Here is a 21285-nt window from a genome sequence, read left to right as displayed (position 1 = left end):
CCGATCCGGGCAGCGCCGGCCCTTACTTCACGGCGCCCATGGACAGCCCGCGGACCAGCTGCTTTTGCGCAACCCAGCCCGCGAGGACCACCGGCAGGGAAGCCAGCACCGAGGCGGCGGACAGCTGCGCCAGGTACAGGCCTTCACTGGTCATCTGGGAGACCAGGAACACCGGCACGGTCGCAGACCTGGCCGCCGTGAGGTTCAGGGCGAAGAAGAACTCGTTCCACGCGAAAATGACGCAGATCAGTGCGGTGGCGGCCAGGCCCGGTGCCACCATGGGCATCAGCACCCGCCACAGCGTTTTCAGCAGCCCGGCTCCGTCCATCTGCGCTGCCTCGAGCACCTCGCTGGGCACCTCCTGGAAGAAGGAGCGCATCATCCATACCGCGATGGGCAGGTTCATCGAGGTGTAAAGGACCACCAGGGTCCAGATGTTGTCCAGGACCTTCAGCTGGCCGGCAATGACGTAGATCGGCATGATGACCGCCACCACCGGGAGCATCCGGGTGGAGATGAAGAAGAACAGCACGTCCTGCGTCTTCTTGACGGGCCGGATGCTGAGGGCATACGACGCGGGCACCGCCATGATCACGACCAGGAGCGTGGAGACGCCGGTGGCAATCAGCGAGTTGACGAAGTAGGAGCCGGCCCCGGCATCGATGACGGCCCGGTACTGGTCGAGGGTGGGGGTGAAGAAGAACGACGGCGGGTTGGAGGCCGCAGCCGACTCCTGTTTGAAGGAGGTGAGCACCATCCACAGGACCGGTGAGAAGAATGCAATGGCGATGACCCAGGTCAGCACCGTCAACAGGGACGACGTCGTCTCTGGTTTGCTGCGGCGTGCCGGTGCTGCCGGGCGGCGGCCCGACGGGGTGCTTTCGGAAGAAGCCGATTCTGTTTGTGTGGCCACGGCTAGTCCTTTACGTCGAAGCTGCGGAAGATCAGGCGGAGGGCGAAGGTCGCGATGATGATCGTGGCAATAACCACCACGACACCCATGGCGGCTGCCTGCCCGATGTCGAAGCCCAGGAAGGCCCGCTGATAGATGTAGAACGGCAGGTTGGCGCTGGCTGTCCCGGGCCCGCCGGCCGTCATGAGGTAAATCTGGTCAAAGGTGTTCACCACATAGATCGCGCCGAGCAGGATCCCGAGTTCGATGTAGCGGCGGAGCTGGGGAAGGGTCACGGAGATGAAGGTCCGCCACCAGCCGGCCCCGTCGACCTGGGCCGCTTCCAGCACGTCCTTGGGCTGCGCCTGGAGCCCGGCCAGGACCAGCAGCATCATGAACGGTGTCCACTGCCACACCAGGGACATCAGGATCGAGGCGATCGGGTGGACGGAGGTCCAGTCCACCGGGGAAATGCCCACCAGGCCGATCAGCCAGTTCAACAGGCCGTAGCTGGGGTTGAGGATGGACACGGACCAGAGCAGGGAGCCGGCCACCGGCATGATCAGGAACGGTGTGATCAACAGGGTGCGGACCACCCCGCGGCCCGCGAAGGAGCGGTCCAGCAGCAGGGCGAAGACGATGCCGAGGAGCATCGCGAAGAACACGCAGCCCAACGTGAAGATCACGCTGTTCATCGCTGCCTGGCGGAAGGTGGAGTCGGCGAAGATCTCCACATAGTTGGACAGCCCCACAAACCGGTCGCCCCCGGGATTGAGCAGGTTCCAGTTCTGGAGGGAATACCAAATGGTGAACAGGAACGGCACCTGGGTCACGATCAGCGTGAAGACCAGAGCCGGCAGCAGGGGCCCGCGCCGCCTCCAGCCCTCGGCGCTGGACATGCCGCGGGCCCGCCGCTGCTCCGTCTCGCGGCGGACCTTCTGTTGATGTTTGTCCACCAGGCTGGTCATCTGTTTTCTCCTGACTGGTAGCTTTCCGCGACGGTTTCGGCGTAGCGCTGTGATTGCTCCAGGGCCTCGGGAACCGATTTCTGTCCGGCGATGGCTGCCGAGATCTGCTGCGCCACGCGGGTGCCCAGATCCTGGAATTCCGGGATCCCCACGAATTGAAGGCCCGGATACGGCACCGGGTTGGCCATGCTGGTCTCCTGCGAGGCGCCGGCCATGGAGGACAGGGTGGGCTCGGCATAGGCCTCGGCCACGGCGGCGTATTCGGGAATCTCGTAGGTCGACAGCCGGCTGCCGGGCGGCACGCGTTCCCAGCTGATCTTCTCGCCCACCAGCTGGATGTATTCCTTGTTGGTCATCCAGGAGATGAAGTCCCAGGCGGCGTCCTTTTTCTCGCTGGTGGTGGGGATGGCCAGGGACCAGCTGTACAGCCAGCCGGAGGATTCCGTTTCCTGCACGGGCGCCTGGGCGTAGCCCGTTTTGCCGACCACCAGGGAGGAGGCCGGGTCCTCCACTGAGGAGACCATGGAGGTTGCGTCGTACCACATGGCGGCGGTGCCCTGGCTGTACTGGGTCAGGCAGTCGCCGAACCCGCTGGTGGCGGCTCCGGGCTGCCCGGACGTGCGGACCAGGTCCACGTAGTCGGTCACGGCGGCCTCCACCTCGGGCGAGTCCAGCGTGGCGTTCCAGTCCTCGTCGAACCAGCCTCCGCCGTAGGTGTTCATCATGGTTCCGAGCGGCGCCATCACCTCGCCCCAGCCGGCCAGGCCGCGGAGGCAGATGCCGGAGAATCCGTTGTCCGGATCGTGGAGTTGTTCGGCGAATCCGGCAACGTCCTCCCAGGTGGGCCGCTCCGGCATGGTGAGCCCGTTCTCCTCGAAAATGTCCTCCCGGTAGGCGAGGAAGGAAGATTCGCCGTAGAAGGGAACGGAATACAGGTCCCCCTCGTAGCTCAGTGCTTCGCGGATGTTGGGCACAAAATCGTTCGGGTCGTAACCGGCAGTGGTGTCGGCATACTCCTGCAGGTTGGTGATCCAGCCGTTTTCCGCCCACATCGGGGTCTCGTAATTGGAGATCATGACGACGTCGAATTCGCCGCCCTCGGTGGCCACCGAGGCCGTGATCTTGGCGCGGGCCTCATTCTCCGGCAGGGAAACAAATCGCGCGTCAATATCCGGATATTGCTCGCGGAAGTCCTCCTCCAGCGAAATGGCGTCAGTCATCTGCGGATTGGAAACAATGGCCACCACGATTTCTTCCGGTCCTTCGGAGCTTTCAGCGCCGCATCCGGACAGCACGAGTGCAAGCACCGCCGCCGATGCCGCCGCCGATCTTCCGATGCCGGGCCGAAACCTGCGGGGTCTGCTGCGTCGTAGTCTCATACGTCACCTTTGATCATGTGAGAATTGCCCTGCGCTCATTTCGGTGAACTATAAACAGGCCCTGTCAAATGAGCAATGGTCCGCAAACTTTCGGCAGGACTGCAGCGGCTGTGGTGGTTTCCCCGCTCCGCGGCTTAGCGTCCCCGCTCCGAAACCAGGCCGGAAACCGTGGCCCGCGCGCCGGCGTCGTGCAGTGAAGCCAGCGCAGCGGTGTACGCCCGGATGAACCGGTCATTGGACGCCAGGTCTCCGAAAAGTTCGCGGTTGGACACGAAGGCGAGCGGATCCTCGCGGTTGCGTCCTGCGGCAGCCATTAACGGTTTCCGCAGCCGGTCCACCACCTGGATGGGCTCGCCCTGCTCGTCGAAGCCTTCGGCATACCGCGCCCAGCTGGCGACGACAGCGGCCGAACGGTGGATCTCCCCGCCGCTGGCCAGGTTCTCCCGGATGACCGGCAGCAGCCATTTGGGGATCCGGTCCGAGCTCTCGGCGCACAGCCGGGCGAGCGTGTCGCGGACATATTGGTTGGAAAACCGCTCGATCAGCTTGTGCTTGTACCCGGCCAGGTTCACGTCCGGCAGCGGCTTCAGCGTGGGGGTGGCTTCCTTGTCCATGTAATCCAGCAGGAACCGGGCGAAAAGCGGATCCTGGCAGACCTCGTGCGCGTACCGGTAGCCGGCGAGGTAGCCGAAGTAGCACAGCCCCTGATGGCTGGCGTTGAGCAGCCGCAGCTTCATGAGTTCATAGGGCTCGACGTCGTCCACCACCTGCACGCCGACGTCTTCGAAGGCCGGGCGGCCCAGCGGGAAATCGTCCTGCAGCACCCACTGCTCAAAGTCCTCGCTGACCACCGGCCAGGCGTCGTCCACGCCGAAGTCCGCCGCCACCATGGCCCGGTCCTCGTCGGTGGTGACCGGTGTAATGCGGTCCACCATTGAATTCGGAAAGGCCACCTTTTCCTGCATCCACTCACCCAGCCCAGGATCCCGCAGGCGAGCGAAGGCGGTGAACATCTTGGCCGCCACGTCGCCGTTGCCCTGGATGTTGTCGCAGGACATCACGGTGAACGGCGGGAGTCCGCGGTCCCGGCGCCGCTGCAGCGCCTCGGTGACCAGCCCAAAGACCGTTGACGGAACGGCCCCCGGCTCCAGGTCAGCCGCCACGGCGGGGTTGGCCGCATCAAACTCACCGGTCACGGGATGGAAGTTGTAACCGCCCTCGGTAATGGTCAGGGAGACAATTTTCGTGCCGGGCGCTGCCATCTTCTCGATCACGGCCTCCGGGTCCTCCGGGGCCAGCAGATACTCGACGATGGACCCGATGACGCGCCCCTCCCGGGTGCCGTCCGGATTCTTGAGGACCAGCGTGTACAGGCAGTCCTGGTTCTCCATGACGGTCTTCATGGCGGCATCGCCCGGCAGGACGCCGACTCCGCAAATGGCCCAGTCCCGGGCCCCGCCGGCATTCATCAGCCGGTCCAGGTACATGGCCTGGTGCGCGCGGTGGAAACCGCCGACGCCGAAATGGACAATGCCGACGCTGAGGCCGGCGCGGTCATAGGAGGGGACGGGCAGCTTGGCGGAGACGCCGGACAACGTTGCAGTGCTCAGTTTGCTCATGGTCACACCTGCTGGGGGACGGGGCGGTTGGTGCCGCTCAACCTAGCACGGGAGCGATCGGGGCACATTCCACGGCCGGCGGAACGACGGATTGTAAGGCAACGTGTGATTTGTGCAACACCTATGTATTAAGCAAGGCTATGTTGTCGCATTCGGCAACATACTTACAGAAAACAGGGGCTCGAACCATGAACGCAGCACGGGCAGTTTCCATGGCACCGGCATCGGAGGACGGTGGTTTGCTCGGAACCATCGATTCCGCCGTCAACTCGTTCTTCGAACCGATCACCACGGTGTTCTCCGGGATCGTCTTCTTCCCGATCACCATCGGAGACTTCAGTTTCCCCGCCGTCGTCGCCTGGCTGATCCTGGCCGGCATCGTCTTCACGTTCTACTTCGGATTCATCCAGTTCCGCGGGCTGAAGGTCGCCGTGCAGGTGGTCCGCGGCAAGTTCTCCTCCCACGACGATCCGGGCGAGGTGCCGCACTTCCAGGCACTCACCTCCGCCCTTTCCGGCACCGTCGGCCTGGGCAACATTGCCGGCGTCGGTGCGGCCATGGCCCTGGGTGGCCCCGGCGCCACGTTCTGGATGATCCTGGCCGGGCTGCTCGGCATGGCCTCGAAGTTCGCTGAATGCACCCTCGGCGTGAAGTACCGCGAAGTCCATGCCGACGGCTCCATCAGCGGCGGTCCGTTCAAATACCTGCCCGTGGCCTTCGCGCGCTTCGGCCGGTGGCCGGCCAAAATCCTCACCGGAATCTTTGCGGTCGCGATCCTGATCTTCGGTGTGGCCGGCGGCAACATGTTCCAGGCCAACCAGACGTTCGCGCAGATCCAGAACGTCACCGGCGGCGACGACGGCATCCTCGGCAGCGCGGGAGCGGCCCTGGTCTTCGGGCTGGTCCTGGCCGTCCTGGTGGCCGTGGTGATCCTGGGCGGCATCAAATCGATCGGCGCCACCACCTCCAAGCTGGTGCCCGCCATGGCCGGCATCTACATTGTGGCCTGCCTGTTCGTCATCATCGTCAACTTCGAGAACGTCCCGGCAGCCTTCGGCGCCATCATTGACGGCGCCTTCCGCCCCGAGGGCTTCGCCGGCGGCGTCGTCGGCGTCATGATCGTCGGCTTCCAGCGGGCATCCTTCTCCAACGAGGCGGGTGTCGGCTCCGCGGCCATCGCCCACTCGGCGGTCAAGACCCGCCGCCCGGTCAGCGAAGGCTTCGTGGCGCTCTTCGAGCCGCTCGTGGACACTGTCCTCATCTGCACCATGACGGCGCTGGCCATCATCATGGCTTCCACGCCCAGCCTGCAGGCGGGAATCGACCAGGTCCAGGCCGGCGGATCTGCGCCCGACGGCGTCATCCTCACCTCCGATGCCTTCGCCACCGTCCTGCCCTGGTTCCCGATCGTGCTCTCCATCGCCGTCGCGCTCTTCGCCTACTCCACCCTCATTACCTGGTCCTACTACGGCCTGAAGTCCTGGGAGTACCTCTTCGGCCGGGGCAAGCGCCGCGAGGTCACCTACAAAGTCATCTTCCTGACCTTCACCGTGGCCGGCTGCGTGCTGTCCTTCAGCCAGGTCATCAGCTTCGCCGACGCCGCGCTCTTTGTCTGCGCGTTCGTGAACCTGCTCGGCGTCTACCTGCTGCTGCCCGTGATCAAGAAGGAAATGAAGGAGTACCTGGCGGACCGCAAGAGCGGAAAGCTGGAGATGCTCGGCATCGACGACCAGGACATCAAGGAGGCGGCAGCCACCGCCTGAACCCCCGCGCCTGAACCTCCCGCCCCGGGGTAGCACAACCCGGATGACCAACCCCTGACGAAACTCCTCCGCCGGCCCCGGGCACTGCCTGCCGGCGGAGGAGTTTTTTGTTATGCACCGTTGACCGCGAAGGGCTCCGGCCCTAGGGTCAACGCTACGTTCACCGAACGGGGGGATGCCCCTGTCCTGAGTGGGCATCGGCCACGGCAGAACAAAGGGGTTTTCGTGGATATTCAGGCGCAGGCATTTGAACAGATTCTGGATCCAGTGGGGGGATCGCTGGCGATTTCGGCGGTTCTGGCTGCCCTGCCGCTGCTCGTGCTGTTTGTCCTGCTGGGAGTTTTCCGCATGAAGGCCTACCAGGCGGGAGTCATCAGCCTGGTGCTCTCCATCCTGCTGGCCGTGATTGCGTGGCGGATGCCCGTGGACCAGGTGGTGGCCGCCACCGGCCTCGGTGCGTTCTACGCGATCTTTCCGATCCTCTGGATTCTGATCAACGCTTTGTGGATCTACAAACTCACGGTAGCCACGCCCTGGTTCGAAGTGCTTGGCCGCACCATCCGTTCCATCTCCGATGACCTGCGGATCCTGTCCATCCTGATCGCGTTTTGCTTCGGTGCCCTGCTGGAGTCCCTGGCCGGCTTCGGTGCGCCCGTGGCCATCGCGGCAGCCATGCTGATGGCCGCCGGGATGAAGCCGCTGAAATCCGCCATCGTCGCGCTGCTGGCGAATACCGCCCCCGTCGCGTTCGGCGCGATGGCAGCCCCCATCATTGCGTTGAACGGGGTGACCGGGATTCCGCTCCAGGAACTGTCCTCCATGACCGGGCGGCAGACCCCCTTCATCGCCCTTGTGGTTCCGCTCATCCTGGTCTTCCTGGTGGACGGAAAACGCGGACTGCGGCAGACCTGGCCGGTGGCCCTCGTGTCAGGCTTCGTCTTCGGGCTCGCGCAGTTCGTGGCGTCGAACTTCTTCGTGGTGGAGCTGACCGACGTTGTGGCAGCAGTGGCCACCGTCGCCGCGGTGCTGCTCATGCTCCGGGTCTGGCAGCCGGCAGAAATCATCGGCATGTCCGGGGAGGTGCAGGAGACCGAAGTGCCTGACGCCCAAGAGGCAGCGGCTCCGAAAACCACTGACACCGTTGAATCGGCTGCCGGCCAGCCCGGCAGCGGCGGCCGGGGCCGGCGCTCTTCCGGCGCACCCGTCAGCGGAGCCCCGGCTTCCGGCGCACCCGTCAGCGGAGCCCCGGCTTCCGGCGCACCCGTCGGCGGTACCACGGCTTCCGGTGCACCCCCCGGTGCCGGTAAATCCGCTGCGGCGGGCGGCACCACCCGGCCTGATGCCCGCAGCGTGTTGATGGCCACCGCGCCTTACCTGATCATCATCGCGGTGTTTTCGCTGGCCCAGGTGCCCGGGATCAAGATCTGGCTGACCGAAATCGGCAGCGTCACGTTCCGCTGGCCCGGCTTGGACGTGGTGGACTCGAACGGCAAGGCGGTGAGCGCTCAGACCTTGCGCTTTGACCACATCCGGGCCACCGGCACGCTCCTGCTGTTTGCCGGAATCCTGACCATGCTGCTGTACCGGATCCGGCCGGGGCAGGGACTGAAGGTCTACGGGGAAACGCTCAAGCAGCTGCGCTGGACGATCGTGACGGTGTGCGCCGTGCTGGCGCTGTCCTTCGTGATGAACCTTTCCGGGCAAACCACCACGCTGGGCGTCGCCCTCGCGTCCGCCGGCGGATTCTTTGCCCTGCTGTCACCCCTGCTGGGCTGGATCGGGGTGGCCCTGACCGGATCCGACACATCCTCCAACTCGCTGTTCGGCCAACTGCAGGTTGCCGCCGCCAATGAAACCGGGCTGTCCGCCACCCTGATGGCGGCGTCGAACTCGTCGGCTGGCGTGATGGGCAAGATGCTGTCGCTGCAGAACCTCGCCATTGCCGCAGCAGCGGTGGGACTGGAAGGGTCCGAAAGCACCCTGTTCCGCAAACTCCTTGGCTGGAGCCTTGGGCTGCTGGCCCTGATGACGCTCCTGGTCTGGCTGCAATCCACCTCGGTCCTGGGATGGATGGTGCCGTAGCCATGAGTCTTTTCTCCGATTCCGAGTCCACCCTGGATGTGTCCGGGCCGGGGGCCAGCGACGCCCTGCTTGGGGCGGCCCCGCATGCCTCGCGCGACGCCGTCCACCGCGAACACGCCAGCACCGACCGCTCCGGCTTCGTCGCCGACACGCATCCGGACGGCGTCGTGTTTGCCGCCTCCGCCGAGGACGTGGCGGCCACCCTGAAGCTGGCGACCGCGCACCGCGTTCCGGTGGTGCCCCGCGGGGCCGGCACCGGGCTGGCCGGCGGATCCTCAGCCCGCTCCGGTGAAGTGGTGCTGGATGTCTCCGGAATGAATCGGATCCTGCGCATCGACCCGGTGGAACAGCTGGCCGTGGTCCAGCCCGGAGTGCTGAACGCGGAAATAAATGCGGCGGCTGCCGAGTACGGGCTGTTCTACGCACCGGATCCCGCGAGCACCGCCATCTGTTCCATTGGCGGGAACATCGCCACCAACGCCGGAGGAATGCGGTGCGCCAAATATGGCGTGACCCGTGAATCGGTGCTGGCGCTGCGGGTCATCCTGGCGGACGGGCGGGAGCTGCGCACCGGGCGGGAGACCATCAAGGGCGTCACCGGGTATGACCTGAACGCGCTGATCATCGGCTCCGAAGGAACGCTCGGCGTCGTCGTCGAGGCCACCCTACGGCTGCGTCCGCTGCCGGTGGCCACCGCCACCGTGGCGGCGTTCTTCCCCGACGTCGAAAGCGCCGCCCGGGCTGCGTCGGCGGTGGTGGCCGCCCGCATCCAACCGTCGATGATGGAGCTCATGGACGGGCCCACCCTCGAGGCCGTCGATGCTGCGCTGGGCACGAACTACCGGTCCCGCGGCGCTTCCTTCCTGCTGGTTCAGACTGACGGCTACGGCGCCTTCCTGGAACAGGATGTGGTGCTCGACGCCGTCAGTCCGCACGCCGGGTCCTGCAGCAAAGCCGCCGACGACGAGGAGGCCGCCGCCCTGGTGCTTGCACGGCGCGAGGCCATTCCGTCCCTGGAGAAGATCGGCCGCGTGTCGATCGGTGACATCGGCGTGCCGCGGGGCCGGCTGGCGGAAGCAGTCACCGGGCTGGAGGAGATCTCCGCCGCCACGGGTGCGCGCATCTTTACGATCGCCCATGCATCGGACGGAAACCTGCATCCCATGATTGTGATGGACCCGCAGGACTCGGTCACCGAAGGGCCGGCCAAGGAAGCGCTCGGGCAGATGTTTTTCCTTGCCAACCGGCTCGGCGGAACCCTGACCGGAGAGCACGGGGTGGGCCTGCTCAAGCGGGACTGGGTGGGTGCCGAACTCGGGGATGTCTCCCTGGGTGTTCAGCACTCCATCCGCCGCGCCCTGGACCCGCTGGGCATCCTGAATCCCGGAAAGGCCCTGTGACCCGGAGTAGGCTCGCGGAAACTGCCGCTCACCGATGGGGGAAATCATGATGGCTATGCAGGGTTTTGGAATGGTGTATCTGCTGTTTGTCGCCGCGCTAGCCGTGCTGGCGGTGTGGGCACTGGTGCTGCTGATCATTTTCCTGCGGCTGCGGCTGCGGATCGCGGAAATGCGCGCCGGTTCGAGCGGAACAGGCATAAGCGGTCCGCGCTGAGCGGCCCGCTCTAGGCGGTCCGCGCTGCCTGCAGGGCCAGGAAGACGGAGTCCCGCGCCAGCGGCAACTCGCTGAACCGCAGGCCCGTGGCATCCCGGACGGCGTTGGCCAGCGCCGGGGCCACCGGATTGAACGGACTCTCGCTCATGGATTTGGCGCCCATCGGCCCGAGGGCGTCGTCGGTGTCGGCGAAGAGGATCTCGGTGCGCGGCACGTCGGCGAAGGTGGGCACGTGGTACTCGCGCAGGATTCGAGTCTGCACCTCGCCGGTGTCGCTGACGCGCACCTTCTCGAACAGTGCAGCGCCCAGGGCCTGCGCGATTCCGCCCTCAACCTGGCCGCGGCACTGCGCGGGGTTCACAACCACGCCGGCGTCCGCGGCGTGCACGCTCTGCAGGATCCGGATTTCACCCGTGCCGCCGTGCACCCCCACGCGGAAGCCCTGGACGTTGAACGCCACCGACCGTGGGGTGCCGCCCCAGCGTCCCTCCGCCGACAGTTCTATGCCGGCTTCCTGCGCCCGGGCCGCGACCTCGGCCAGGGACAGGCGCTCGCCGTCGCACTCCACCGCCGCGGCCTCCAGTTGCACCTGGGCGGAGGTGTTGGCGAAGAGCGACGCAGCGAATCCCTTCAGCAGCACTGCCAGTTCCGCTGCGGCGGCCAGCGTGGCCTTGCCGGCCACCACCGTGCCGGTGGAACCGTAGGCGCCGGTGTCATGGTCCACCAGGTCAGTATCGGACTGGCGGATCACCACCTGTCCCGGGTTGGTGTGCAGGGCAGTGGAGGCCAGCTGGGTGTGGACGGTGGTGGTGCCGTTGCCGAACTCGGCAGTGCCGACGTCGAGCCCGTAGCGCCCGTCGGCCAGCAGGGATATCTTCGCGTGGGAGATGTGTCCGCGCGGCGGCACCGTATCGATCATGGCGACGGCGGTGCCGGTGCCGAGCAGCCATTCCGCAGCCAGGTCCGCTCCCGACGTGTCGTCGGACTGCAGCCCGCGGTCCAGCGCAGCACGGACGAGGTCCACGCACTGGTCCAGGCCGTAGCTGCCGTAGTGCACATCCTCCGCCGGTTCGGCGGCAGTGGAGAGCATGGCATCACCCGGAGCGATGAGGTTGCGGCGGCGGAACTCCAGCGGATCCATGCCGATGCCGCGGGCCAGTTCGTCCATCGCTGATTCGACGGCGAAAATCATCTGGCTCAGGCCGTAACCGCGGAACGCCCCGGAGGGGATGGTGTTGGTGTAGACGGCCCGGGCGTCCACCTTCTTGTTGCGGCACCGGTACACCGCAACCGACTCGCCGCAGCCGTGGAACATCACGCCCGGGGCATGGTTTCCGTAGGCTCCGGTGTTGGTGGTGACGTCCAGCTCCAGCGCGGTCAGCGTGCCGTCGCGGGCGGCTCCGGCCCGGACACGGACGGCGAACGGATGCCGCACGGTGCTGGCCGTGAACTGCTCCTCCCGGGTCAGTTCCAGCTGGACGGGCCGGTTCAGGCGCAGCGCGGCCAGGGCAACCAGATCCTCGGTGAGCACTTCCTGCTTGCCGCCGAAGCCGCCGCCCACCCGCCCGGAGACCACCCGCACGGACCCGGGCTGCAGCTCGAAGATCCGGCACAGGGTGCGCCGGACCAGGAACGGCACCTGGCTGGAGGTGCGGACGGTGAGCCGGCCGGCCTCGTCGAACCAGGCGACGGCGGCGTGAGTTTCCAGGGCGACGTGCTGCAGCCGCTGGCTCTCGTAGGTGTTTTCATGCACGACGTCGGCGGCGGCGAACCCGGCGTCGAGGTCTCCGATTTCGGAATGCAGTTCGGCCACGATGTTGCTTCCGCCGTCCGGGCCGGGGTGCAGCAGCGGAGCGCCGGGCGCCATGGCTGCGGCCGGGTTGAAAACTGCCGGCAGCAGCTCGTACTCGACCCTGATGCGCCGGGTTCCTTCCGCAGCGGCAGCCACCGACGACGCCGCGACGGCCGCCACGCGCTGGCCCTTGAAGCGCACGACGTCGTCCAGGATCCGGGTGTCGTCAGGGTCATCGGTGTGCAGTTCGTGCTGGGCGCTGGAAAAACGCTGCAGCGGAGCATCGTGGTGGGTGAAGACTGCTTCGACGCCCGGGACCGCCAGTGCCTCGGAAACATCGATCGAGGTGATCCTGGCATGCGGATACGGAGAGCGGAGGATTTTCAGGTGCAGCAGCCCCTCAGGCAGGACGGCGCGCGGAAGATCCAGGGTATAGCGGGCGCTCCCGGTGACGATGGCCGGGCCGGCCGGGGCAGGGACGTTGCTGCCAATGCTGCCGGTGTGCCCGGCGTGCCCGGTGCCGATGTCGCCGGCGTATTCCGCGGCGGCGCTCCCGGTGCGCTCGTCGCTGGCATTCCCGGTCCCCGACCCGTGAACGGCCGCGTGCCGTACCCCGCACACCGCGTCCTCGATGGCCCGGTAGCCCGTGCAGCGGCACAGATTGCCCTTCAGGTTCCGCGGAAGGTCCTGCTTCTGTTCTTCGTCGAAGGTCGCGGCGGTCATGATCATTCCGGCGGTGCAGAAGCCGCATTGGAATCCCTGCGCATCCAGAAACTGCTGCTGCATCGGGTGCAGTGCGTCCTCGCCGGCCAGGCCCTCGATGGTGGTGATCTCCCGCTCTTCGGCGCGGACAGCGGGATAGAGGCAGCTGTGCACAGGCTTGCCGTCCACATGCACGGTGCAGGCGCCGCAGTCGCCGGCGTCGCAGCCCTTCTTCACGCCGAGATAACCCTGCTCCCGCAGGAAGGTGCGCAGGCACTGGCCGGGGAAGGGGGCAGCGTCGACCTTGGTGTTGTTGATCCGATAAGTCATTGGGAACCATCCTTCGGGCGGGAACCGGGGGCCGGCGGAGCCGCGAGTTCGGCCCGGATTTCCTCCGCGAGCCGTTCGGTCATGGAGCGCCGCCATTCGGGCAGCCCGTGGACGTCGTCGTGCCAGAGCTCCGGCGCCACTGCCGCCCCGAGTGCCGTGCGCAGCTGAGCCGCGGAGGGCGGGGAGGGGAAGCGCAACTGGACCGGGTGCTTGGTGGAGGCGGTCACGGTCAGCACAAAACCGCCGTCTTCCCCCAAGCGGCCGATCAGCAGCACCGCGGAGCGGCCCAGGTTGGTCAGGGACAGGCGCCGGAACGCGGTGCGGGAACGAAGCGCCGCGGCCGGGACGGTAATGCTGCGCAGCAGCTCCCCGGACGCCAGGCCGGTCCGGCCGTCCCCGGTCACCAGCTCGGCCACCGGCAGCCGGCGGGTCGTGCCGTCAGCGGCGTACAGGAGGGCGACGCCGTCCAACGCCGCGGTGAGGGAGGTCATGGGTCCGGCGGGCAGCCCGGCGCAGACGTTGCCGCCCACCGTGGACACGTTCCAGATCTTGAAGGACGCCACAAACGAGTCGCAGCAGGGACGCACCAGGTCCAGGGCGGTCCACAGCGCACGCATGGTCCGGGGAGCGGCCGCGGGAAAGGCATACAGGTCGGCGATGGTGCAGGTGGCCGCAATCTCGAGACCGGCGTCGGACGCGGTCAGCGGTTCCCACCCGGCCGTGGTGATGTCCAGCAGGCGTTCCAGCGTGTCGCTGCCGTAGGAAAACAGCACGGTGCCGCCGGCGAGCCAGGCGTCCCCGGGACGCCAGGACCGCGGGTCAGCGGTGTTGACCAGTTCCGAGACGGTGGGCAAATCCATGCGTTTCCCCTAGCTGACGTGTTGTCGGTTGAACGGATGGATGGGGCCGAAACATTCCCGGAGCGGCAGCCCGCTGGCGGCCGCTCCGGACCGGCCTGCCACCACTTCGGCAAACACTGAGAGGGCCGTTTCTTCCGGGCTGGCGGCGCCAAGGTCCAAACCGATGGGGGAGTGCAGCCGCTGCAGCTGCCCGCCGGTGAGTCCGGCTGCGCGCAGGGCGGCCATCCGCGCCTCGTGGCTGCGGCGCGACCCCATGGCCCCCACATAGGCCACGTTCAGCTGCAGGGCCGTGACCAGCACCGGCACATCGAACTTGGCGTCATGGGAGAGCACGCAGATCACCGACCGGGCGTCCAGCTCTCCGGCTTCCGCCTGCTCCTGCAGATACCGGTCCGGCCACTGCACGCGCACGAGGTGGGCCGCCGGAAACCGCTCAGCGGTGGTGAAAGCCGGCCGGGCGTCACAGACTGTGACGTGGTAGCCCAGCAGCCGGCCCTGCCGGGCCAGCGCGGCGGAGAAGTCGTTGGCGCCGATCAGCACGAGGCGCGGCGGGGCGAGCCGGGATTCCAGGAACAGGACCACCGGACCGCCGCCGCACTCAGTGCCGCCCAGTTCCACCAGCCCGGTGCGGCCGGCGGCGAGCAGCGGGGCGAGGCGGGCGGCCGCCAGCCGCGGATCCACGCCGAGCAGGGACCGCAGCTCCACGCCGTGCCGGGACAGGAGCTCCGCCGGATTGGCTGCCGCGGCGGCCGGGTCGGGCACCAGCAACGGCACCGCAGCAGCTGAGGCATCAACCCGGGTGATCAGTGCGCAGGGGGTGCCGGCGGCGGGAACGGCCGGCAGCCGGCCGGGCGGAAACGGCTGAATCAGGACCTCCAGGGTGCCGCCGCAGCTCAGGCCCACGGCAAAGGCGTCGGCGGCGTCGTAGCCGAAGGTCTCCAGCCGCGCCCGGCCGTCGGCGAGCGACTCCTCGGCCGCGGCGGCGACGGCGGCTTCCACGCAGCCGCCCGACAGGGACCCGGTGATTTTTCCCGACCGGGTGATCAGCATTGAGGTGCCCACGGGGCGGGGAACGGACCCCGACGCGCGGACCACGGTGGCGGCGGCGCAGGGCTCGCCGCCCCTCACGGCCGAGGCCAGTGCATCCAACATGTCCAACACTGCGGCCAACCCTCCAGCAACACCGGCCGACGGCAACCGCCGCCGGTCAACCCTGCAACCAAGCGGGAAGTTTCCCCCACCGCACGGCAGGGGCCTTGACTCCGCGAAAACAGTTCCAACAATGGCAAGAACAATAAAAGACGGCGATGGAGTTTACGGCTGCGAATTGCCGCCTCGATCGGTAAGAATGCTATTTCGCATTCGACCAAAAATATCCTCGAGTGCCGTAATGGCTCCGGTAATTTCACGGAAGCGTACCACGCTGATCCGCCGCGCGGGATCCCCTGCCGCCGGGATCGCTTTGCCCGCCGCACCGGCCAGCGGGCGGCCATTGGACGGGCGGTGGCAGTGCGGGCGGCTCGACCGGGGCAGCGGTGTGGGACTTTTCCGCCGCCAATTAACCCACGGGCAGCGGGAATTTAACGCGCAGGAAACAGCGTGACGTTTTGTTCCGGCACCACTGCCGGTTCCTTGACAGGTGCAGTTCTGGCCCCCAAACTGGCCGAAATAACAATTGCGTTGCCGGAAAACATCGAATCAAGTCGGCGAGTCCGATGGTCAAGGGTGTTCAGCGCCGGCAGCGGCGGAATGCCTACCTGAAAGCTGACACCCATGGCAGCAGATTCCTCCGAAGACTTCCTCACAGCGTTCAACGCGGCGCCGGCTGCGGACGCGGAAGCCATGCTGCGCCCCTGCGTGGACATTCCCCGCTGGAGCAGCGAAATCGCAGCGGCCCGGCCCTTCGCCACCCCCGGGGAGCTGCTGAGTTTCGCCGAGCTCGCTGCCCCCGACTGGACCGAAGCCGAAATTGACGCCGCGCTGGCGCATCATCCGCGGATTGGCGAGCGCCCGGCCGGCAACGGTGCCGAGGCCGGGTTCTCCCGCGGCGAGCAGGCGTCGGTCCCGGGCCTCGACGGCGCCCAGGACCGGCTGCTGGCCGGCAACCGCGCCTATGAAGAGAAATTCGGGCGGATCTTCCTCATCCGCGCCGCCGGCCGGACCGCCGAGGAGATTCTGGCTTCCCTCCAGGAGCGGCTCGGGAACACTTCAGCCGAAGAAATCCCCGTCATCGCCGCCCAGCTGCGCGACATCGCCATCCTCCGACTCGAAGGATTGCTGAGCTCCATGACCCGCAGCCGCATCACCACCCACGTCCTGGACACCGGAACCGGCAAGCCCGCCGCCGGCGTCGCGGCCTCCCTCTGGTCCCACGGAGACGGCGGCTGGAACCGGATCGGAGCGGGAACCACTGACGGGGACGGCAGGATCGGCAGCCTCGGCCCCGAGGCGCTCGAACCGGGAACCTACCGCATCGACTTTGCCACCGGCGACTACTTTGCCGCCGCGGGAACGAACACCTTTTTCCCCAGCGTTTCCCTTGTTTTCAGCCTGACCGACCCGGCCCAGCACTACCATGTACCGCTGCTGCTGAGCCCTTTCGCCTACTCCACCTACCGAGGAAGCTGAACCATGACAGAAGCGACGCACGCCCCGACAGGGGACATCACGGGGGACATCACCGGGAACAGCTTGGGGGACAACTTGGACGGCAACCCGCCTGACGGCAATCCCCGGGACGACAACCCGCCTGACGGCAATCCTCAGGACGGCAATCCGGGCGCCGGCTCCGGACCGAAGATTGTCCTGGGCCGCAACCAGTACGGCAAGGCCGAGGTCCGGCTGGTCAAGGTCAGCCGCGACACGGCCCGGCACCATTTGGAGGACCTCAGCATCACCTCCCAGCTGCACGGTGATTTCGAGGCCGCCCACACCCAGGGAAACAACTCACGGGTGGTGGCCACCGACACGCAGAAAAACACCATCTATGCCTTCGCCCGCGACGGCGTGGGCTCGCCCGAAGAGTTCCTGATGCGGCTGGCCCGGCATTTCACCTCCGGCTTCGACTGGGTCACCGGCGGGCGCTGGGCGGCGGAGCAGTACTTCTGGAACCGGATCAACAACCACGACCATGCCTTCGCCAAGGACAAGTCAGAAGTCCGCACCGCGGTGCTGCTTTCGGTCGGGGGACAGCTGCACCTGGTTTCCGGCATCAGCGGCCTGACCGTCCTGAAATCCACCGGCTCCGAGTTCCACGGCTTCCCGCGGGACCGCTTCACCACCCTCGCGGAGACCACCGACCGCGTCCTCGCCACCGACGTCACGGCGAAGTGGCGCTACGCCGCGGGCACCGGATCCGGCGTCGCGGACTTCAACACGACCTACGCCTCGGTGCGGAACCTGCTGCTGGAAGCCTTCGCGAACACCCACTCCCTGGCCCTGCAGCAGACCATGTTCGAAATGGGCAGGGCGGTGCTTGAGGTCCATCCGGAAATCGAGGAGGTCCGGCTGTCCCTGCCGAACAACCACCACTTCCTGGTGGATCTGGCTCCCTTCGGCCTGGACAATCCCCAAGAGGTCTTTTTCGCCGCTGACCGGCCCTACGGGCTGATCGAGGCATCGGTCCTGCGCGAAGGCGCCGGGCAGGATTCCCCGATCTGGGACAGCATCGGCGGATTCTGTTGATGATTCACGCCTCAGGCTCCCACCCGGCCCCCGTTCTGGGGGACGAGCACCTGCTCCGCCTGGCTGCCGCCCTGGCGGACACCGACCGGCTGCTGGCCGCCGCATATCCCGGCGACGCCGGCACCCGGCAACCGGTGCACACCGTCTACCTGCCCGCCGATCGCTGCCGGCCCGGCCTGCCCGCCGACTGGGGCGCGGCCGGTCTGGCGGCGGCGAACGACGACGGCGGGCTGCCGGCACTGGCTGCCCTGATCGGCCTGGGCGCCGACCTCGCGGCCGCCGTCGTGCCCCTGGTGGAAGCAAAGCTGCACACCGAACCCGTTGAAGACCTGCGCCTGGACTTCGAAGACGGCTACGGCCTGCGGCCGGAGGCGGAGGAGGACGCCGACGCCGTTTCCGCCGCCGCCGCCGTGGCCGGGGCCATGCGCGCCGGAACCGCTCCGCCGTTTGTCGGCATCCGGTTCAAATCCTTCGAAGCGGCCACCCGCGCCCGCGGGGTGCGGACCCTGGACCTGTTCCTGGCCGGGCTGCTCGACGCCGGCCCGCTTCCCAACGGCCTGGTGCTGACCCTGCCCAAGGTCTCCACCGTGGACCAGGTGGAGGCCATGGCCTACACCTGCGAACGGTTGGAGGAAGCGCACGGGCTTCCTCCCGGGCGCCTGCGGTTTCAGGTGCAGGTGGAAACTCCGCAGCTGATTCTCGCCGCCAACGGCACCGTGCCGGTGGCGCCGCTGATCCACCGCGCCAAGGGCCGGGTTTCGGGCCTGCACTACGGCACCTACGACTACAGTGACGCCTTGCAGATCGCTCCCGCGCAGCAGTCCATGGAGCACCCGGCCGCCGATTACGCCAAGGCAGTGCTGCAGGTGGCAGCGGCCGGCACCGGCGTCCGGCTCTCCGACGGGTCCACGAACATCCTGCCCCTGGGCAGCCCGGCAGAGGTCCGCTCGGCCTGGCAGCTGCACGCCCGGCTGGTGCTCCGTTCCCTGGAACGCGGCTTCTATCAGGGCTGGGACCTGCATCCGGCCCAGCTGCCCACCCGCTACCTCGCCACCTACTCCTTCTATCGGAAGGGGTTCGACGACGCCGCCGCCCGCCTGTGCAACTACGTGCAGCAGCGCCCCGGCAGCGTGCTCGACGAACCGGCCACCGCCCGTGCGCTGGCCCGCTTTGTCCACCGCGGCCTGCTCTGCGGAGCGCTGACCGGGGACGAGGTCGCCAGGGGCACCGGCCTGGATGGTGCCGAACTGGCCGCCCTCGCCCATCCCCACGCCGCTCCCGCCTCCACAGAGAAGGTCCGCTAAGTGAACACGCCCGATCGCGACGCCCCCCGCTACTACGCCCCCGATGCCGGGCTTCCGGCCCAGACCGAGCTGCTCACGTCACGTGCCGTGGTCACCGAGGCCTACACGGTGATCCCGCGCGGCGTGCTGCGTGACATCGTGGTCAGCGTGCTGCCCGGCTGGACCAACACCCGCACCTGGATCCTGAACCGTCCGGTGGCCGGCGGCGCCACCACCTTCGCGCAGTACCTGGTGGAAGTGGGTCCCGGCGGCGGCTCGAGCACCCCGGAGCCGGAACCGGGCGTGGTGGAATCCTTCGTGTTTGTGCTCGAAGGGGAGCTGGATATATCCCTTGACGGCCTGGACTTTCCGGAGCACCGGGAGCACCGGCTGGCCTCCGGCGGATTCGCCTACCTGCCCCCGCAGGCCCGCTGGGAGGTTTCCAACGGCGGCGGGGCGCCCGCAAAGTTCCAGTGGATCCGCAAGGCCCACCAGCCGCTGGCCGGGCACTCTCCGGCACCGGTGTTCGGCAACGAAGCGGACCTTGAACCGGCGGCGATGCCCGGCACCGACAACAAATGGCGGACCACCCGGATGATCCCGGTGGACGACATCGCCTACGACATGCACGTGAACGTGGTGACCTTCGAGCCCGGCGCGGTGATTCCCTTCGCTGAAACCCATGTCATGGAACACGGGCTCTACGTGCTCGAGGGCAAGGCCGTTTATCGGCTCAACCAGGACTGGGTGGAGGTGCAGGAGGGCGACTACATGTCACTGCGCGCCTTCTGCCCGCAGGCCTGCTACGCCGGCGGGCCCTCCAACTTCCGCTATCTGCTCTACAAGGACGTCAACCGCCAGGTCCTGCTCGGGGGCAAATGATGGGCACCGAAGCGCACCGCCATGACCTGGTGATCCGGGGCGGTGCCGTCCTCACCCCGGCGGGCCTCCGCGCGGCCGAGGTGGGCATCCGCGGCGGCGTGATCACCGCCGTCGAGCCCCTGGGCGCCGGGCTCGACGGCGACCGGCTGATCAAACTGGCCGATGACGAAACCCTGCTTCCGGGCCTGGTGGACACCCACGTCCATGTGAATGAGCCGGGACGCACCGAATGGGAGGGTTTCAGTTCCGCCACCCGCGCCGCGGCGGCCGGCGGCGTCACCACCCTGATCGACATGCCGCTGAACAGCATCCCGCCCACCGTGAGCGTCGCGGCACTGGAAGCCAAGCAGGCCTGCGCCGCGCCGCAGGCGTTCGTGGACGTCGGTTTCTGGGGCGGCGCGGTGCCGGGCAACACGGCGGACTTGCGGCCCCTGCACGAGGCCGGCGTGTTCGGCTTCAAGTGCTTCCTGGTCTCCTCCGGAGTGGACGAATTTCCGCACCTTTCCCCGGCAGAGATGGAAACGGACCTGGCCGAGCTGAAGACCTTCGACGGGCTGCTGATCGTGCACGCCGAAAACCCCGACGTCATCGGTGCCGCTCCCGATGCCGCCGGCCCACGGTACGCCGGGTTCCTCGCCTCCCGGCCGCGCGCCGCCGAGGACACCGCCGTGGGCCAGGTGATCGCGGCGGCCCGGCGCACCGGTGCCCGCGCACACATCCTGCACCTGTCCTCAGCCGACGCGCTGCCGCTGATCGCCCGCGCCAAGGCCGACGGCGTACGGCTCACCGCGGAAACCTGCCCGCACTACCTCACGCTCACCGCCGAGGAGATCCCCGACGGCGCCACCGCCTTCAAATGCTGCCCGCCGATCCGCGAGGAGGCGAACCGGGAGCTGCTCTGGCAGGGCCTGGCGGACGGGATCATCGACTGCATCGTCTCGGACCACTCGCCCAGCACCCCGGACCTGAAGGCCCTGGACAGCGGAAACTTCGGACTGGCCTGGGGCGGCGTCTCCTCCCTGCAGCTGGGGCTGTCGCTGATCTGGACCGAGGCCAAGACCCGCGGTGTCCCCCTCGAGCGGGTGCTGCACTGGATGTCAGCGGCGCCGGCACAACTGGCCGGCCTGCACCGCAAGGGCGCCATCACCCCGGGCCGTGATGCCGACTTGGCGGTGTTCGCGGCGGAGGACACTTTCACCGTGGACCCGGCGGCCCTGCAGCACAAGAACCCCGTCACCCCCTATGCCGGCAGGGAGCTCAGCGGGGTCGTCCGGCGCACCTTCCTGGCCGGGGCCGACGTCGACTGCCTGGTTCCGCGCGGACGGCTGCTGCGGCGCGGGGAAGCCTAACCGCCGGCTCCCCGGGCGGGGCCGGCCCGCACCCCTGCCCGCACCGGAAAAGTGATGGTCGGCACAATCCAGCCGTGGCATTTAAG

Annotated in this window: 17 protein-coding genes and 1 pseudogene; 10 read left to right on the top strand and 8 right to left on the bottom strand. The window is 67.6% G+C overall.

Annotation, left to right across the window (positions count from 1 at the left end):
- Window positions 1-22: 22 nt before the first annotated feature.
- From QNN99_RS10130 to QNN99_RS10115, 4 genes are all read right to left on the bottom strand, one after another.
- Window positions 23-913: a carbohydrate ABC transporter permease gene (locus tag QNN99_RS10130; RefSeq protein ID WP_442860510.1), complete on the bottom strand. Its 891-nt coding sequence runs from the start codon at window positions 911-913 to the stop codon at window positions 23-25.
- A 2-nt stretch (window positions 914-915) separates the two neighbouring features.
- Entirely contained in the window at window positions 916-1860 is a 945-nt protein-coding gene (locus tag QNN99_RS10125) for a carbohydrate ABC transporter permease (protein WP_229966328.1), read from the bottom strand.
- Complete coding sequence (locus tag QNN99_RS10120) at window positions 1857-3080, bottom strand: ABC transporter substrate-binding protein (protein WP_229966327.1); 1224 nt, start codon at window positions 3078-3080, stop codon at window positions 1857-1859. The genes QNN99_RS10125 and QNN99_RS10120 overlap by 4 nt, the downstream gene beginning before the upstream one ends.
- A 293-nt stretch (window positions 3081-3373) precedes the next feature.
- Window positions 3374-4858: a mannitol dehydrogenase family protein gene (locus tag QNN99_RS10115; protein WP_229966326.1), complete on the bottom strand. Its 1485-nt coding sequence runs from the start codon at window positions 4856-4858 to the stop codon at window positions 3374-3376.
- Between the two features lie 188 nt (window positions 4859-5046).
- Between QNN99_RS10115 and QNN99_RS10110 the strand changes: the two genes are divergently transcribed.
- The 4 genes from QNN99_RS10110 to QNN99_RS10095 all read left to right on the top strand — a co-directional run bounded on the left by QNN99_RS10110 (window position 5047) and on the right by QNN99_RS10095 (window position 10317).
- Entirely contained in the window at window positions 5047-6621 is a 1575-nt protein-coding gene (locus QNN99_RS10110; protein WP_229966325.1) for an alanine/glycine:cation symporter family protein, read from the top strand.
- A 225-nt stretch (window positions 6622-6846) separates the two neighbouring features.
- Window positions 6847-8703 carry an L-lactate permease gene (locus QNN99_RS10105; protein ID WP_229966324.1) on the top strand — a complete coding sequence of 619 codons (1857 nt, stop codon included), beginning with the start codon at window positions 6847-6849 and terminating at the stop codon, window positions 8701-8703.
- 2 nt (window positions 8704-8705) lie between these two features.
- Window positions 8706-10103, top strand: coding sequence for an FAD-binding oxidoreductase (locus QNN99_RS10100; protein ID WP_229966323.1), 1398 nt, complete (start codon window positions 8706-8708; stop codon window positions 10101-10103).
- A gap of 55 nt (window positions 10104-10158) precedes the next feature.
- On the top strand, window positions 10159-10317 hold the full coding sequence (locus tag QNN99_RS10095) for a hypothetical protein (protein ID WP_229966322.1): 159 nt from the start codon (window positions 10159-10161) through the stop codon (window positions 10315-10317).
- 10 nt (window positions 10318-10327) lie between these two features.
- Here QNN99_RS10095 and QNN99_RS10090 read toward each other — a convergent pair whose 3' ends face one another.
- The 4 genes from QNN99_RS10090 to QNN99_RS10075 form a co-directional block, all read right to left on the bottom strand.
- Window positions 10328-13141 (bottom strand): molybdopterin-dependent oxidoreductase, encoded by a 2814-nt coding sequence (locus tag QNN99_RS10090; protein WP_229966321.1) that lies wholly within the window; start codon window positions 13139-13141, stop codon window positions 10328-10330.
- On the bottom strand, window positions 13138-14001 hold the full coding sequence (locus QNN99_RS10085; RefSeq protein ID WP_229966320.1) for an FAD binding domain-containing protein: 864 nt from the start codon (window positions 13999-14001) through the stop codon (window positions 13138-13140). Before QNN99_RS10085 ends, QNN99_RS10090 begins: the two co-directional genes overlap by 4 nt.
- A gap of 9 nt (window positions 14002-14010) precedes the next feature.
- Window positions 14011-15153: an XdhC family protein gene (locus tag QNN99_RS10080; RefSeq protein ID WP_229966319.1), complete on the bottom strand. Its 1143-nt coding sequence runs from the start codon at window positions 15151-15153 to the stop codon at window positions 14011-14013.
- Between the two features lie 428 nt (window positions 15154-15581).
- Complete coding sequence (locus QNN99_RS10075) at window positions 15582-15776, bottom strand: hypothetical protein (protein WP_229966318.1); 195 nt, start codon at window positions 15774-15776, stop codon at window positions 15582-15584.
- Here QNN99_RS10075 and uraD point away from each other — a divergent pair.
- The 6 genes and pseudogenes from uraD to allB all read left to right on the top strand — a co-directional run.
- A pseudogene (gene uraD, locus QNN99_RS17515) lies at window positions 15775-16281 on the top strand (2-oxo-4-hydroxy-4-carboxy-5-ureidoimidazoline decarboxylase); the annotation flags it as partial. The gene QNN99_RS10075 and the pseudogene uraD sit on opposite strands and share 2 nt — an antisense overlap.
- Window positions 16282-16287: 6 nt before the next feature.
- Window positions 16288-16629 (top strand): hydroxyisourate hydrolase, encoded by a 342-nt coding sequence (uraH, locus tag QNN99_RS17510; protein WP_229966675.1) that lies wholly within the window; start codon window positions 16288-16290, stop codon window positions 16627-16629.
- Window positions 16630-16632: 3 nt separating this feature from the next.
- On the top strand, window positions 16633-17685 hold the full coding sequence (gene pucL / locus QNN99_RS10065) for a factor-independent urate hydroxylase (RefSeq protein ID WP_229966317.1): 1053 nt from the start codon (window positions 16633-16635) through the stop codon (window positions 17683-17685).
- The gene (locus QNN99_RS10060) at window positions 17685-18989 is read left to right on the top strand and encodes a DUF6986 family protein (protein WP_229966316.1); all 1305 of its coding nucleotides are present in this window, start codon (window positions 17685-17687) and stop codon (window positions 18987-18989) included. The genes pucL and QNN99_RS10060 overlap by 1 nt, the downstream gene beginning before the upstream one ends.
- Window positions 18990-19850 carry a bifunctional allantoicase/(S)-ureidoglycine aminohydrolase gene (locus QNN99_RS10055; RefSeq protein ID WP_229966315.1) on the top strand — a complete coding sequence of 287 codons (861 nt, stop codon included), beginning with the start codon at window positions 18990-18992 and terminating at the stop codon, window positions 19848-19850.
- Window positions 19850-21199 carry an allantoinase AllB gene (gene allB / locus QNN99_RS10050; protein ID WP_229966314.1) on the top strand — a complete coding sequence of 450 codons (1350 nt, stop codon included), beginning with the start codon at window positions 19850-19852 and terminating at the stop codon, window positions 21197-21199. Before QNN99_RS10055 ends, allB begins: the two co-directional genes overlap by 1 nt.
- Window positions 21200-21285: the final 86 nt, after the last annotated feature.

The organism is Arthrobacter sp. zg.Y820, from assembly GCF_030125555.1.
Lineage (GTDB): Bacteria > Actinomycetota > Actinomycetes > Actinomycetales > Micrococcaceae > Arthrobacter_B.
Note: the sequence above shows the minus strand (reverse complement) of the source record. Positions and strands in the feature narration are given on the sequence as shown.